This is a genomic window from Candidatus Kuenenia sp., from assembly GCF_039794105.1.
In the GTDB taxonomy this organism is placed as follows: domain Bacteria; phylum Planctomycetota; class Brocadiia; order Brocadiales; family Brocadiaceae; genus Kuenenia.
Genome location: NZ_JBDIWA010000018.1, coordinates 1 through 12,857, shown reverse-complemented (window position 1 = coordinate 12,857; position 12,857 = coordinate 1). Strand labels below are relative to the sequence as shown.

Annotated in this window: 15 protein-coding genes; 10 read left to right on the top strand and 5 right to left on the bottom strand. The window is 40.9% G+C overall.

All coding sequences use genetic code 11. The features are described 5' to 3' along the window. The first annotated feature begins 300 nt into the window (after positions 1 to 300). Positions 301 to 1,146: an MBL fold metallo-hydrolase gene (locus ABJL82_RS10090; RefSeq protein WP_347274605.1), complete on the top strand. Its 846-nt coding sequence runs from the start codon at positions 301 to 303 to the stop codon at positions 1,144 to 1,146. A 38-nt stretch (positions 1,147 to 1,184) separates the two neighbouring features. On the opposite strand, the gene pssA is transcribed toward ABJL82_RS10090, so the two are convergent. Next, positions 1,185 to 1,913, bottom strand: a complete 729-nt coding sequence (gene pssA, locus ABJL82_RS10085) for a CDP-diacylglycerol--serine O-phosphatidyltransferase (RefSeq protein ID WP_347274604.1) — start codon at positions 1,911 to 1,913, stop codon at positions 1,185 to 1,187. Between the two features lie 763 nt (positions 1,914 to 2,676). Between pssA and ABJL82_RS10080 the strand changes: the two genes are divergently transcribed. The 9 genes from ABJL82_RS10080 (at position 2,677) to ABJL82_RS10040 (ending at position 9,923) form a co-directional block, all read left to right on the top strand. Beyond that, positions 2,677 to 3,363 (top strand): aquaporin, encoded by a 687-nt coding sequence (locus ABJL82_RS10080; RefSeq protein ID WP_347274603.1) that lies wholly within the window; start codon positions 2,677 to 2,679, stop codon positions 3,361 to 3,363. 102 nt (positions 3,364 to 3,465) lie between these two features. After that, positions 3,466 to 4,113 carry an endonuclease III gene (gene nth / locus ABJL82_RS10075; protein WP_347274602.1) on the top strand — a complete coding sequence of 216 codons (648 nt, stop codon included), beginning with the start codon at positions 3,466 to 3,468 and terminating at the stop codon, positions 4,111 to 4,113. A gap of 83 nt (positions 4,114 to 4,196) precedes the next feature. Then, entirely contained in the window at positions 4,197 to 5,045 is an 849-nt protein-coding gene (gene lipA / locus ABJL82_RS10070) for a lipoyl synthase (RefSeq protein ID WP_347274601.1), read from the top strand. Positions 5,046 to 5,129: 84 nt separating this feature from the next. Continuing rightward, on the top strand, positions 5,130 to 5,969 hold the full coding sequence (gene thiD, locus ABJL82_RS10065; RefSeq protein ID WP_347274600.1) for a bifunctional hydroxymethylpyrimidine kinase/phosphomethylpyrimidine kinase: 840 nt from the start codon (positions 5,130 to 5,132) through the stop codon (positions 5,967 to 5,969). A gap of 109 nt (positions 5,970 to 6,078) precedes the next feature. Further along, on the top strand, positions 6,079 to 6,714 hold the full coding sequence (locus tag ABJL82_RS10060; RefSeq protein WP_347274599.1) for an HNH endonuclease: 636 nt from the start codon (positions 6,079 to 6,081) through the stop codon (positions 6,712 to 6,714). A 97-nt stretch (positions 6,715 to 6,811) separates the two neighbouring features. After that, positions 6,812 to 7,867: a tetraacyldisaccharide 4'-kinase gene (gene lpxK / locus ABJL82_RS10055; RefSeq protein WP_347274598.1), complete on the top strand. Its 1,056-nt coding sequence runs from the start codon at positions 6,812 to 6,814 to the stop codon at positions 7,865 to 7,867. Between the two features lie 14 nt (positions 7,868 to 7,881). After that, positions 7,882 to 8,052 carry a 4Fe-4S binding protein gene (locus ABJL82_RS10050; protein ID WP_347274597.1) on the top strand — a complete coding sequence of 57 codons (171 nt, stop codon included), beginning with the start codon at positions 7,882 to 7,884 and terminating at the stop codon, positions 8,050 to 8,052. 262 nt (positions 8,053 to 8,314) lie between these two features. Beyond that, on the top strand, positions 8,315 to 9,286 hold the full coding sequence (locus tag ABJL82_RS10045) for a hypothetical protein (protein ID WP_347274596.1): 972 nt from the start codon (positions 8,315 to 8,317) through the stop codon (positions 9,284 to 9,286). Further along, the gene (locus ABJL82_RS10040; RefSeq protein ID WP_347274595.1) at positions 9,279 to 9,923 is read left to right on the top strand and encodes an endonuclease III domain-containing protein; all 645 of its coding nucleotides are present in this window, start codon (positions 9,279 to 9,281) and stop codon (positions 9,921 to 9,923) included. Before ABJL82_RS10045 ends, ABJL82_RS10040 begins: the two co-directional genes overlap by 8 nt. Before the next feature lie 136 nt (positions 9,924 to 10,059). On the opposite strand, the gene ABJL82_RS10035 is transcribed toward ABJL82_RS10040, so the two are convergent. The 4 genes from ABJL82_RS10035 to ABJL82_RS10020 form a co-directional block, all read right to left on the bottom strand. After that, positions 10,060 to 10,329 (bottom strand): DUF2283 domain-containing protein, encoded by a 270-nt coding sequence (locus ABJL82_RS10035; RefSeq protein ID WP_347274594.1) that lies wholly within the window; start codon positions 10,327 to 10,329, stop codon positions 10,060 to 10,062. A gap of 1 nt (position 10,330) precedes the next feature. Then, the gene (locus ABJL82_RS10030) at positions 10,331 to 10,528 is read right to left on the bottom strand and encodes a hypothetical protein (protein ID WP_347274593.1); all 198 of its coding nucleotides are present in this window, start codon (positions 10,526 to 10,528) and stop codon (positions 10,331 to 10,333) included. Between the two features lie 257 nt (positions 10,529 to 10,785). Further along, positions 10,786 to 11,475 carry a tetratricopeptide repeat protein gene (locus tag ABJL82_RS10025; protein ID WP_347274592.1) on the bottom strand — a complete coding sequence of 230 codons (690 nt, stop codon included), beginning with the start codon at positions 11,473 to 11,475 and terminating at the stop codon, positions 10,786 to 10,788. A 69-nt stretch (positions 11,476 to 11,544) separates the two neighbouring features. Further along, positions 11,545 to 12,525, bottom strand: coding sequence for a hypothetical protein (locus ABJL82_RS10020; RefSeq protein WP_347274591.1), 981 nt, complete (start codon positions 12,523 to 12,525; stop codon positions 11,545 to 11,547). Positions 12,526 to 12,857: the final 332 nt, after the last annotated feature.

The following is a 12,857-nucleotide window of genomic DNA, read 5'->3' as shown; positions in this document are numbered from 1 at the left end:
TTTAGTACATTTACAGCAAAAGATACCTTTGTAATAAACGAAACGTTTGCTAAGTTACATAATGCCGTTTCCGTTTTCAACAAAAATCTTATTTTTGGTTTGTAGATAGTAAACATCTGTTCCAAAAGGAAATAGTATTGCGTTGGTGTTTTTAATACTATAGTATTTCTTTGTAAAAACCTCTTCATTTGGTAACACTTTATTTGTAAGTTTTTCTGTAACTATTCATCGTAAACATTACAGTTTGATACCAACATATTCGGGAAACTCCTGTTTCTCAAAATAAAATAAGGCGCTGCAATGAAATTTGGCAAGTTTGAAATCTATCCTGTTTCCGATGGTTACATTTATTTAGACGGCGGCGCTGTTTTTGGCATAGTGCCAAAAGTCCTGTGGCAAAAAATTCTTCCACCGGATGAAAAAAACAGGGTGCAGTTGTCTTTGCAATGTCCGTTGGTTGTTACAAAAAAATATAAAATACTGATCGATACCGGGACGGGTTCAAAACATAATGAAAAATTTTGTCAGATGTACGGGTTAGAAAAAAAGGCAACCCTTTTGGAATCGTTGTGCAGATTTGGTTACCAGCCCAGGGATATTGATATTGTCATCAATACACATCTTCACTTTGATCATGCAGGTGGGAATACTACCATCAATGAAAAGGAAGAAATTGTTCCTACATTCCCAAAGGCAACGTATTTTATTCAGAAAGGAGAGTTAGAGGTGGCCTTAAACCCAAATGAAAGGACAAAGGCTAGTTATGTTGCCGAAGACTTTTTGCCAATAGGCGGCACAAAATATCTCCACCTTGTTGACGAAGATGCCGTAGAAGTGGAAAAGGGTATTTCACTGATAAAAACAGGCGGGCATACCCGGCATCATCAATGCGTCAAAATTGAATCTGAGGGACAAACAGCGTTCTTTCTGGCGGATCTGATACCTACTGCTGCCCATTTGAATTATCCGTATATTACAAGTTATGATTTGTTCCCGTTGGAAACGCTGGAAAATAAAAAAAAGATAATAAAGCAGGCCTTTGAAGAACATTGGCTTTTGATATTTCAGCACGATCCAAAAATACGCATGGGATATCTGAAAAAAGTGGATGAGAGATTTGAGATTGAAGAGGTCAAGGTCTATTGAATAGACCTTGACCTCTTATTTTAGAGTGGATTCTTTTGTTAAACCGGCTGAGCGCCCTTTATCTGCTTCCCTTTTACAATGCCGTATGCTCCGCAAATAATTAAATAAAAGCTTAAAGCGGAAGAGAGCGCCAACTCCGGCGTGATGATAAAGTAGACAATAGCTGCGGAAAACTCCAGAATAACTGCCTTAATCCCCTGCCTTTTCCCGATTTTGCAGGTAATGTCAAAAAAGGGGATTTTGCTTATCATAAAAACGCCCAATATGAAAACAATGAACGGTAAAGAATTCACGATAATATCTGTTCCGAACCGTGTGTAGATAAAGTGATGGAGTATGCAAAGCTGTGCAACCGTTCCTCCTGCAAGTGTTGAGGGCAAACCTGTGAAAAAGTGTCTGGGTAGTTGTATCCCCTCTTCTTTTTGTGCGTTAAACCTTGCCAGACGATACGCGGTGCACATCATGAAAAACAATCCAACACCCCATGAAATAACTATAGGACTGTTATTGCACATTTTCGTCATAAGGATAGCCGGCGCAATACCAAATGCCACCAAATCTGCCATAGAATCTAATTGCGCCCCGGTTTTGCTCGCTGTATTCATCAAACGGGCAAGTTTCCCATCAAAACCATCGAGAATCATGGCAACTATTATAAGCCATGCCGCTAGTTCAAGCCTTTGATTTAAAACACACATTATTGACAGAAAACCGCACATAATATTGCCCATAGTTAACAATGTGGGTAATTTTTGTTTTATCTTCAAATCAAGGATCTCCTTTATTTACATTAAACAGTGACGATCAAATATGAATATTCGTTCGCGGTAATTGAGAAAAACAGATTAACAATTTTCAGGCATTACCACAAGGTATCTTAACAGTGTAACAAAGCTTATTCCATGCAGAACAAAAAACTCTTAATTGAAGAACATGTTTCATAAATACTTTAAAGACAGTTGGTTATAAATTGTACTGAGAACATGTAGTTTGTCGCCGTTACAGGCTTATACCAAATAAATGCAGTAAAGATACTGCATTTGTGGTATTTTATTACTGCATATGAATGGGGGTCGAAAATGTAATTGCTCATAACAATCTTTTAGGCGCTTAGCGCCTAAACATCGACAAAATTTTGTCGATATATCAAAGCGTCTAAATACGAAATTCGAATATCGAAATTCGAAACAATACCGAAACTCAAAATTCAAATGTCCAAAACAAAGACCATGGGACGTGTCCGTTTGCTGTAATCATAAAACCTGCCTGTTTCGTATTTAGTGCTTAGTATTTCGGATTTCCTTTTCGCAGCACTGTCTGCGAAAAGGTTTGGGTTCTTTTTTCTTGACACTATTCTTTTATTGTGATAATTTGTCTCAAACTCATAATTTTTGAACAGTTAGGTATATTTTATTGACGAGGAAACCGGATACTGTAAAAGATTTATGAAATATATGAAATAATGAGAGAGAATGCCGATGGGTAAATATCCTTGCTAAATCTTGAAAATAACTTACAGGAGATAACTGAATGGATGCATACAAAAAGTATTTAGCCGAATTTGTTGGTACATTTGCATTGGTTTTTATTGCTGCTGGCGCTGTGTGCGCTGATTTTTATTTGAAGCAGTCTGGCGGGCAAGGTTTTGGGCTCCTGGGAATTTCAATTGCTTATGGTGTCGTGGTAATTGCCGTTATTTATGCCATGGGCTATGTATCGGGTTCCCATATTAACCCTGCAGTAACAATATCTTTTTGGATCACGAAAAGAATGGAGCCTAACACTGCAATTATGTACATAATTTCTCAGATCGGCGGAGCTATTTTAGGCGGGTTTGCATTACGAACTATTTTTCCTGACGCATTAAGTAATATTCATTTAGGGACGAGCACATTAGCCGCAGGCGTCTCCATTGAGAGAGGCATACTGATGGAATTTATCATATCATTCCTCCTGATCTTCACCATCTATGGGACGCTCGTAGATAAAAGGGCTACTGGGGGTTTTGCCGGACTAGCGGTTGGGTTGGTAGTGTTGTTTGGCTCGCTGGTTGGCGGGACAATTAGTGGTGGGGCAATGAATCCTGTACGCGTTTTTGGCCCTGCGATTGCTTCCGGTCAATTTACCAATCATTACGTTTGGTGGATAGGCCCAATACTTGGCGGTATAGCGGCAGGCATTGTTTATGACAAGCTTTTCGCCGAACGTAAAAAATAACATGCAGTTGACGAAAGAGGTTTAAATAAGATATATAAAGGGGAAGACGGCAATAGGTAGCGCATTTACCTATTGCCGTTTTTTCATTGAAGGGTTGTGCATTTGTTTGATATCGACATAATTCTCGCCGAAATAAAGCATAAAAACAAAGAGTTTGCCGAACCTGCCGTTACAACTATTTCCAGGGAACGAACTCCTTTTCACGTATTGATATCCTGCCTTTTAAGTTTGCGGACAAAAGATCAAACCACCAGAGCAGCCTCAGAACGTCTCTTTGCGATTGCGGATAATCCTGAAGATATGAAAAAGATCCCTTTGCAAAAATTGGAAAAACTAATCTATCCGGTAGGTTTCTACCGGAGAAAAGCGGTCACTATTCAGAAAATTTGCGAAACACTTACAAAAGACTATGAAGGTAAAGTCCCCGATGAAATAGATGAGCTGTTGAAACTAAACGGCGTGGGACGAAAAACAGCAAATTTGGTAGTTTCCCTGGGATACAAAAAACCGGGGATTTGCGTTGACGTCCATGTGCATAGGATTACGAATCGTTGGGGCTACATAAAGACAAAAACTCCGGCAGAAACTGAATGTGCCCTCCGCAAAAAACTCCCCGCAAAATATTGGTTGTGTATCAATGATCTTCTCGTTACTTACGGTCAAAATATTTGTGTACCAATTTCACCGAAATGCAGTCTTTGCCCGGTAAATAGTTATTGTAAAAAAGCAGGGGTAACACGGCACAGATGAATGCGATTTCATCAATAATGCGGAAAAAGACGATATACATAAATAAGCATTGGCAATGACATTTTGATAGATTGGGGAACAATATGAGACCTCATTGGATAAGGGCAAAATTCCCGGCAGGTAAAGGTTTCACGGAAATAAGGGAGATATTGCAGGAACATCGGTTACAGACCGTGTGCGATGCGGCTCTGTGTCCCAATATCGGCGAATGCTACAATCAAAAAACGGCAACGTTTCTAATACTGGGCGGTGTATGTACCAGAAAATGCGGGTATTGTGCTGTTACAAAAGGAACCGCTGCGACACTGGATGAAGAAGAACCATACCGGGTCGCTACGGCTGTCAGGAAAATGGGATTAAAATATGTCGTTATCACATCTGTAACCAGGGATGATATCACAGACGGCGGCGCGGGCATCTTTGCACAAACGATTCAATGTGTTCGTGATTTTGTCAATGATTGCAAGGTGGAAGTATTGATTCCTGATTTTGGGGGTTCCGTTGATGCGTTATGGACGGTATTGGATGCAAGGCCTGATGTTTTAAATCATAATATAGAAACTGTTCGCCGTTTGTATCCAACAGTAAGACCAGAGGCTGATTATGAAAGATCACTGCAATTATTGCGGATTGCAAGTGAAGAGAAGCTGCTTATGCCAACAAAATCAGGGATCATGCTGGGATTGGGGGAACAGTGGGATGAAATAACAGCGGTTTTGCACGATATTAAAAATACCGGATGTGAAATAATAACGATGGGACAGTATCTTCGTCCAAATAAAAACGCCTTGCCTGTTAAACGATATTATACGCCAATGGAGTTTGAAAGACTACAACGGGAAGGAGAAAAGATGGGTTTCCGTTGTGTTGAGTCCGGCCCCCTGGTAAGAAGCTCTTACCATGCAAAGGCACAATCAGAGAGTATTTTATAGAGAAAGAAAACAGCCTTATAGTAGTATTGTGTAAAAACCTCTTTTTTTGTAACCGTTTAGCTTTTTGAAAAAACACCATGAAAAATGAATAAACAAGCACTTCCTTTATTTAAAGCGCTCACGATAGCCGGCTCCGATAGTATTGGCGGAGCGGGGATACAGGCGGACATGAAAACCATCGCAGCATTGGGAGGATATGCGGCCACTGCAATCACCGCGTTAACGGCACAAAACACGCTGGGAGTACATGCCGTCTATGAAATTCCTGCTTCCTTTGTTGCGCGGCAAATTGACGCAGTAGTATCCGATACGGGCGCCGACGTCGTCAAAACAGGCATGTTGCTCAGCAAGGATATCGTTGAAACAGTCGCCTCCAGGCTCAAACATTATGCGCTTTCACCTGTGATCGTCGATCCGGTCATGCTGTCAAAAAATGGAGCGGCGCTATTGGCTGAAGATGCCATTCCGGCCTTGATCTCTCAATTGTTCCCCTTGTCCTTCATCGTTACGCCAAATATTCCGGAGGCAGCACATATTTCCGGCGTAAGAATTCAAAATATCTCAGATGCAGAAAAGGCTGCAAAATACATACACAAACTCGGCCCCGCAAACGTACTCATAAAAGGCGGCCATGCTCTGCATTCAAGTGATATAAAGAGCAGCAATACGGTAATTGATATTTTGTACACTGGAAAATCCTTTATATATATTGAAGGCGAGTATCTCCCCGCAAAACAAGTTCATGGCACCGGATGCGTCTATGCCTCCGCAATCGCAGCGTATCTTGCGCAAGGATGCGGCATCGCAGAAGCTGTTCGGCAGGCAAAAAAATTTGTCGTCCTGTGTATTAAAAAATCATTCTCTCCGGGCAGGGGATATGATGTTATGGAACCGTCTTGTGGCATTACAATTCCCTTGAATTAGCTTGTTTAGGCTGTTATACTTTTTAAAAGTGGCAAGCCTCTCCTGATTTACATCACGATAAATATCTCTTTTAAATTCGTTGTTTGTCGGTAATTGAGGAAGCGATAGTATGCAACAAGCCGTTACCCTGGAATCAAGCGTGCTCGTATTAAACAAGTTTTTCATGGCGCTCCATGTAATCTCCGCGAAACGGGCATTCACATTGCTATGTAAGCACATTGCGGAGGTTGTTTCCGTGGATGAGGGAAAATATAATTCCTATAATTTTGAAAGCTGGAGGGATATTTCTTCGTACAAGGCCTCGCTCGGTTTAACAGACGACGATACTACGAGTTGGGTAAAAACTGTTTCCTTTTCCATTGAGGTGCCAAAGATAATCCGGCTCTTAACATACGATAAATTCCCTCAATCTTCTTTGAAATTTAACAGAAGGAACATTTTTGCCAGGGATGAAAATAAATGTCAATACTGCGGCAAACGTTTTCCGGTTTCAGAATTAAGTTTTGATCATGTTATACCAAGGGCGTATGACGGGAAAACCACATGGGAAAACGTGGTATGCGCGTGTACCGAATGCAATAAACGAAAAGGCGGCAGGACTCCTGAACAGGCGGGAATGAAGTTGACCAGAAAACCTGTAAAACCAAAACACAGCCCCGTATTGAAATTGAAACTCCGGTCTGAAAAATATGAATCGTGGAAACAATTTTTGGACGAAGCGTATTGGTCGGTTCCATTAAAATAGCCCCCCTACCAAAGCCTTCATACAATAAACTATCGCCACAGTAATTAATCCAGCTTTTGCCTTGTCCACATCTTCAATAAAAAAATATTATTTGTGTTTGATAAGGAAAGAGCTTTCCGGCATACTGCCTGAGATTCTCCGGCAAACGCTCTATCTGTTATCGAAAATATACGGGTTTTCCATAAAAACTCGTATTTTTTTTTACAGAAAAGGCATTTTGAAAACATACCGGCTGCCCGTGCCAGTAATCAGCGTCGGAAATATTACTACAGGCGGAACGGGAAAAACCCCTGTTGTTGAATACCTGGCAAAATATGCTGGAAAAAAAGGCAAAAGGGTTATTATCATAAGCCGCGGATACGCGCCAATGATGCAACAGCGAAAAGATGCGGCAAGCAGTGAAATGTACAACGATGAACACCTCTTATTTAAGGAAAATATACCCGGCATAATGAATATATTGGGAAAAGACCGGGTAAAAAGCGGCTGGGAAGCCATAAATCGCCGTCAGGCAGAGTGTTTGTTGCTGGATGATGGTTTTCAGCACTTACGGCTTTCACGGGATATGGACATTGTTCTTATTGATATGCTGGAGCCTTTTGGATACGAATACACTTTGCCCCGTGGATTATTAAGAGAACCGTTGGAAGGATTAAGAAGGTCAGATCTGTTTCTCCTGACTCATACAGACCAAATTAGCCTGGAGAAAAAACAGACAATAATCAACCGGCTGCGTGAAATTGCAAGAGATGTTCCAGTAATAGAATCCATCCACGAACCAGTGCATCTGGTTTTAGCAACCGATGAAAAATTGTTTGGTACTGAATGGTTGGCCGGAAAGAAGGTTTTTGCTTTCTGCGCAATCGGAAATCCGTTATCGTTCAGGAAAAGCCTTGAGAGTTTAGGAGCGATACTGGTTGGTTTCCGTGAATTTCCAGATCATCACGCATATACTCCTTCGGATCTGCATATTTTATACGGCGAAGCAAGATTCGCCTCTCCCGATGCAATCGTCATTACGCAAAAAGACCGTGTAAAACTAGGAAAAGACATTGCCCGCTGGACGTTACCGGTAGTAACGCTGAAGATGGAGATTTGTATTACAAAAGGAAGTGAAATTTTGCATAAAAAGTTAGATGAAAAATTAAATTGAAAGGAAAAGAATAAATGGCTCATAGGATTAATGAAGAATGTATAAATTGTGGCGCATGTGAAAGCGAATGTCCGGTAGAGGCTATTTCTGAAGCAGGAGATGTGCGGGTAATTGATGAAAGTACCTGTACTGACTGCGGAAATTGCGTCAGCGTTTGTCCTGTAGACGCAATCATTGCCCCGTAATCCAGTGGGAACTTAAGGGAACCACAGATTGCACAGACTTCGTCGTGAGCTCAGTCGAACGATTGCACAGATTAAAAACAGGGTGGCACGGACAAACAAGTTTGTCCGCGCCACCTATACCTATGTCAAATTTTTCGGGAAATAGATACTTTTAACTATAACAAAGATGAAATCCTCCTTTGCCAAGAAGGTCTCACTTAAATCCGCAAATCATACATTTAAAATATTTCTTGTTTTGTCTCATTAATGCCAGGAACAATAGATGGAAAATCAGCATCATTGTGAAATAAGGAAATACACTCCTTTAGATCTTGGAAAGATTAGTACCTATTCAATAACAGAACGACAGAATCTTTCCAATATTCAGCTTTTTGCCAAACCAACAGAACCCACTGACGGAATAAAGGCCTTTTTCGAATCTTTGCCCGAAATACTGGCTTCGGCAAATCTGCGCAAGGTTATTGATGCAATAGTCCTGGCGCGACAGAATAAGCGTCCGGTGGTAATGTCATTTGGAGCGCACGTAATCAAATGCGGTTTGTCACCGCTCATTATTGATTTGATGAAACGGAATATTATAACCGCCCTTGCCATGAATGGGGCTGCCGCTATTCACGATTACGAAATATCACTGATCGGCGCAACCTCGGAAGATGTGGCAGAAAGTCTGCGGGATGGAAGCTTTGGGATGACAAAAGAAACCCCTGAAGCATTTCAAATAGCCTCTTTAAGGGGAGCAACGGAGGGCATCGGATTGGGAAGGGCAATGGGAGAAAAAATCATTGCGGATAACAAAGCCTATACCGATCTGAGTTTATTGGCCTGGAGTGCGAAACTGGATATCCCGTCCACCGTGCATGTTGCGTTCGGCACAGACACTATTTACATGCATCCTAACATTTCAGGCAAAGACATGGGCGAATCCAGTCATATTGATTTCAGGATCCTTGCTTCAATAGTATCCGATTTGGAAGGCGGGGTATGGCTCAACGTCGGGTCCGCTGTCATCATGCCGGAGGTGTTTCTTAAAGCGCTTACCATAGCAAGAAACGTTGGGAACAAAGTGGAAAATTTTGTAACGGCAAACATGGACATGATCCAGCACTACCGCCCGCTAACTAATGTATTAAAAAGACCTACCCGTACCGGATACGCAATCACCGGACACCACGAAATCATGTTCCCCCTGCTCAGAATGGGCATTCTTTCAAAACTTGGCTCTGAAAATGAGTAAAAAAAATACCCTGTTGAAAATATACCGCAAAATGTATGATTCTCTGGGACCGCAAAAATGGTGGCCGGGAGAGACACCGTTTGAAATTATCATTGGCGCTATATTGACCCAGAATACCAATTGGTCAAATGTTGAAAAGGCTATCAATAATATAAAAAAAGTAAACAAACTTACACCAAGGGGAATACATTCGCTAAGTTTGCCGGAACTGGCGGAATTGGTACGTCCGTCAGGGTTTTTTAATGTCAAGGCTAAACGTGTTAAAACATTTGTCAACTGGCTGTTTTTAAAATACGATGGCAATCTCACCGCCATGTTTAATCAGGACTGCCGGATGCTTCGTGAAGAATTACTGAGCATAAGCGGCATCGGGCCGGAAACAGCGGATTCGATTCTGCTTTACGCAGGCAATATGCCTACTTTTGTTATAGACGCCTATACACACAGAATATTTTCGCGGCACAGCCTTATACCTGAAGAAAGCGCTTACGATGAAATGAAATCTTTTTTTGAAGACAACCTCCCTGAAGACACTGAATTATACAATGAATATCACGCCCTGATAGTGAACATCGGAAAGTTGTTTTGCAAACCCAAAAGGGCGTGTGAACAGTGCCCTCTGCTTGAGTTTTTGTAACTATTCGGCGTAAACATTACGGTCTAACATGATAGCATCAGGCGCTTATCACATCACATCCTTTGTTGCCCAATGGCGCCCATCAGCCGCAACGCTTTTTGGCGTCGGCTGGATGGGATTGTTAGTCAATAATTCCTCACGCCGCGTGTAGCGGCGCCAACTCTTCATTGCTGATTCTCGACAACCCAAGCTTTACCAATACACAGTTAATATCATCAGATGTTACATTGGATGGCGCCGTGATCTCAATACCTATAGGGTTACCGCTTTCACCAAAATCAATAATTAGTCCCTGACCCGCCTTAGCAGTTTTACGGCTTTTCTCCCCTTGCTGACGTGGTAAATACAGATATGCAGCAAGTGGCTGACCGTGACGAAATGTTACTTCAAGATATGGCTCTTTCATTTCATTCCTCCCAAACTGGATATGCAGTAATGACTACGAGTAAATTCGAAGTACTATCTGGTTCAACAATAACTTCCCAGGGATGTTGCAAGTGATGTGTCGTAATAATCCAACGTCCTTCTATTATGTCCTGGTGATACGATTTTGCATGATGTAACATCTTTCTCAGATCAATCTCATTAAATTGACGATCAATCATACGTTTTAGCACATGTGGGCATAGCTCCAATTCCCAATCCCACCAATTTGGCCATTGATTTTTTTCCAAATTCAATCGTTCTTTAAAAATTTTGCAATTCTTTGAGTTTTCTCTCTTAGGCTAACGACCCAGCTCACTTGCCCGCCGGTCACGACCGATAACATGGCCGAAGTTAATAAAGGTGACTTTGTTCAGAGACCCGCCGATGTTCGCGAGTCAAGTGCAGCCGCTTGTTAGCGATTTTTATATGATTCTGTTCAGTCGTTTCCCATTTGCTTTTCTATGGAAGATAATGTTTTTTTGCTCTCTTCCATATCCGGATTGATTTCAATAGCTTTTTTCAGGTAATCAATTGCTTTACCTATATTTTGTTGGCGTAAAGCTGCAATACCTAAATTATGGAAGGCCCAAGCCTTATCTCCATTTGTCAGTTCAAGTTGAATAGATTTTAAAAGAAAACTTTCCCCTTCGGGCACATTCCCACGCTGAATATCAATTGTTCCCATTAGGAAATATGCCAAGCCGAAGTCAGGAACTTTTTTCATGAGACCCTCTGCTATTGCATAAGCTTCATCATATTTACCATCGTTAAAAAGGTTTCTCACGTTGCCAGCCGCCTCACTATATTCTGATAAATAAGAAACACCTTTACTTGCCGCAATCCTACCATCCGGAAGCAGTTTCGGTGAAGTAAGGCTAAGTTTGCCGACCTCAGCCTTTAACTCTTCAATTTTTTGATCTTTTTCTGTTACAGTCTTTTGATATTGATCAATTTTAACAAGAAGATCGTCATTGCTTTTGACAAGACCGTCGATCCTGGCATTCTTTTTCCCAATACTTTCCTGCAGTTGGGCCACATCAGCCTTAGTACTAATATTTTGACCGACATAAGTAAGGATCGTGCCAACAGCTATAAATATGATCCCTATTATTGTTATCAAATGCATGGATTTACCTCGCTAACGTTTAAATCAGAGGCGCGGCTTTTTGCGTCCCCTGCATTTTTTTGTTGGGCGCTAACTCCACAAAATCAAATCAGATGTTGAGTATTCTGCCCCCATTTCTTTACTTGGTATATATGCCTGTAGGCACTCAAGTAGAGACTTTGAAACACCATTGCCATTTGGGTTTGATATAAAAACTTTGGGAGGATATTCACCATCCCGTCCATAATCTAAGGGGTGGTGGCACGAATCTACCAAAGGTTTGTCACCTGCAGCCCTCATTAATTGGTGCAAATGTCTAATTAACACAACCCCATCTACATTTGGAAATGTATTTTTATCTGGGTCAAAGGAGTTTGGTGTAAAAAGACCACTCTTCTCGTGGAGTAAAGCAGAAATGGGTTCGTAAATAAAATCATCCCAGACAACGACAAGGACTCCACTGAACTCAGGATTTTCTTCTTTGAAAGGCCTAAACTTACTCGCTGCACTTATAAGAAAATCCTTCAAAGGATTATCGCGAGGGTAAGTAATTCCTTTTTCGGCATCTGGTAACTGCTCAATTTCATCATTTGTGAAATTTCGAGCAGAGAGCTGGGTCGGGTTGCTTTGTCTAATTTTGATATGCGAAAGCAAGGACGGTGCTTTAACTTCAATACCAAATGTTTTGCTTCCTCCTTCAATGATCAACTCTGGGTTTTTTTTACTTGTTTGGGTTGTTGGTTCCCACTGAAAAATTGCTTCAAACGGCCACTCGTATGTTAATAATTTATGGATAACATGAAGTTCTGAAATTCTTTGTAATAACTGTTCGTAGTGTGGCTCATATTTTTCTCGCCCAGAAATGGATGCTATTGCATCAATAAATCCCTTAGCAAAACCGGGTAGTTTTTTATTACAGTCTATACATGCATTGACAATTGATTGTGCAAATGGATGATCAGAACCCCTAAGGCGATAATCAAAATGATATGCGTAGTAGTGCCAATTCGAAAAAATTTTTGATTCGAATATGTGTTGATACAAATCATCTTCGGTAAGGGTGTCTTTCATTGTTTGGTCCATTTATTTGTATTTAAAACGCCCAACCATTGATTATCACAATCAATTGCCCTGATAACTTGAGAAAAGCACTATTATCAGGTAAAATTATCATCTAAAAAATTACCTTATAATTTTACTTCATAGACAATATAGCTTAGGAGAAAAAGATGTCAATCAAAAAAGTGGGGTCAAAACCGATGGGGTCAAACCTTATCAGGCTGTCCGAGAATGCAAGTTTTCACAAATTTGCTTATAATTATTAGGGTAACAGGGTTGCAATGGCGAAAATGGACGATATAATTATAAGTAAAAATGAGAACAACAAATCCAAACCACATCAA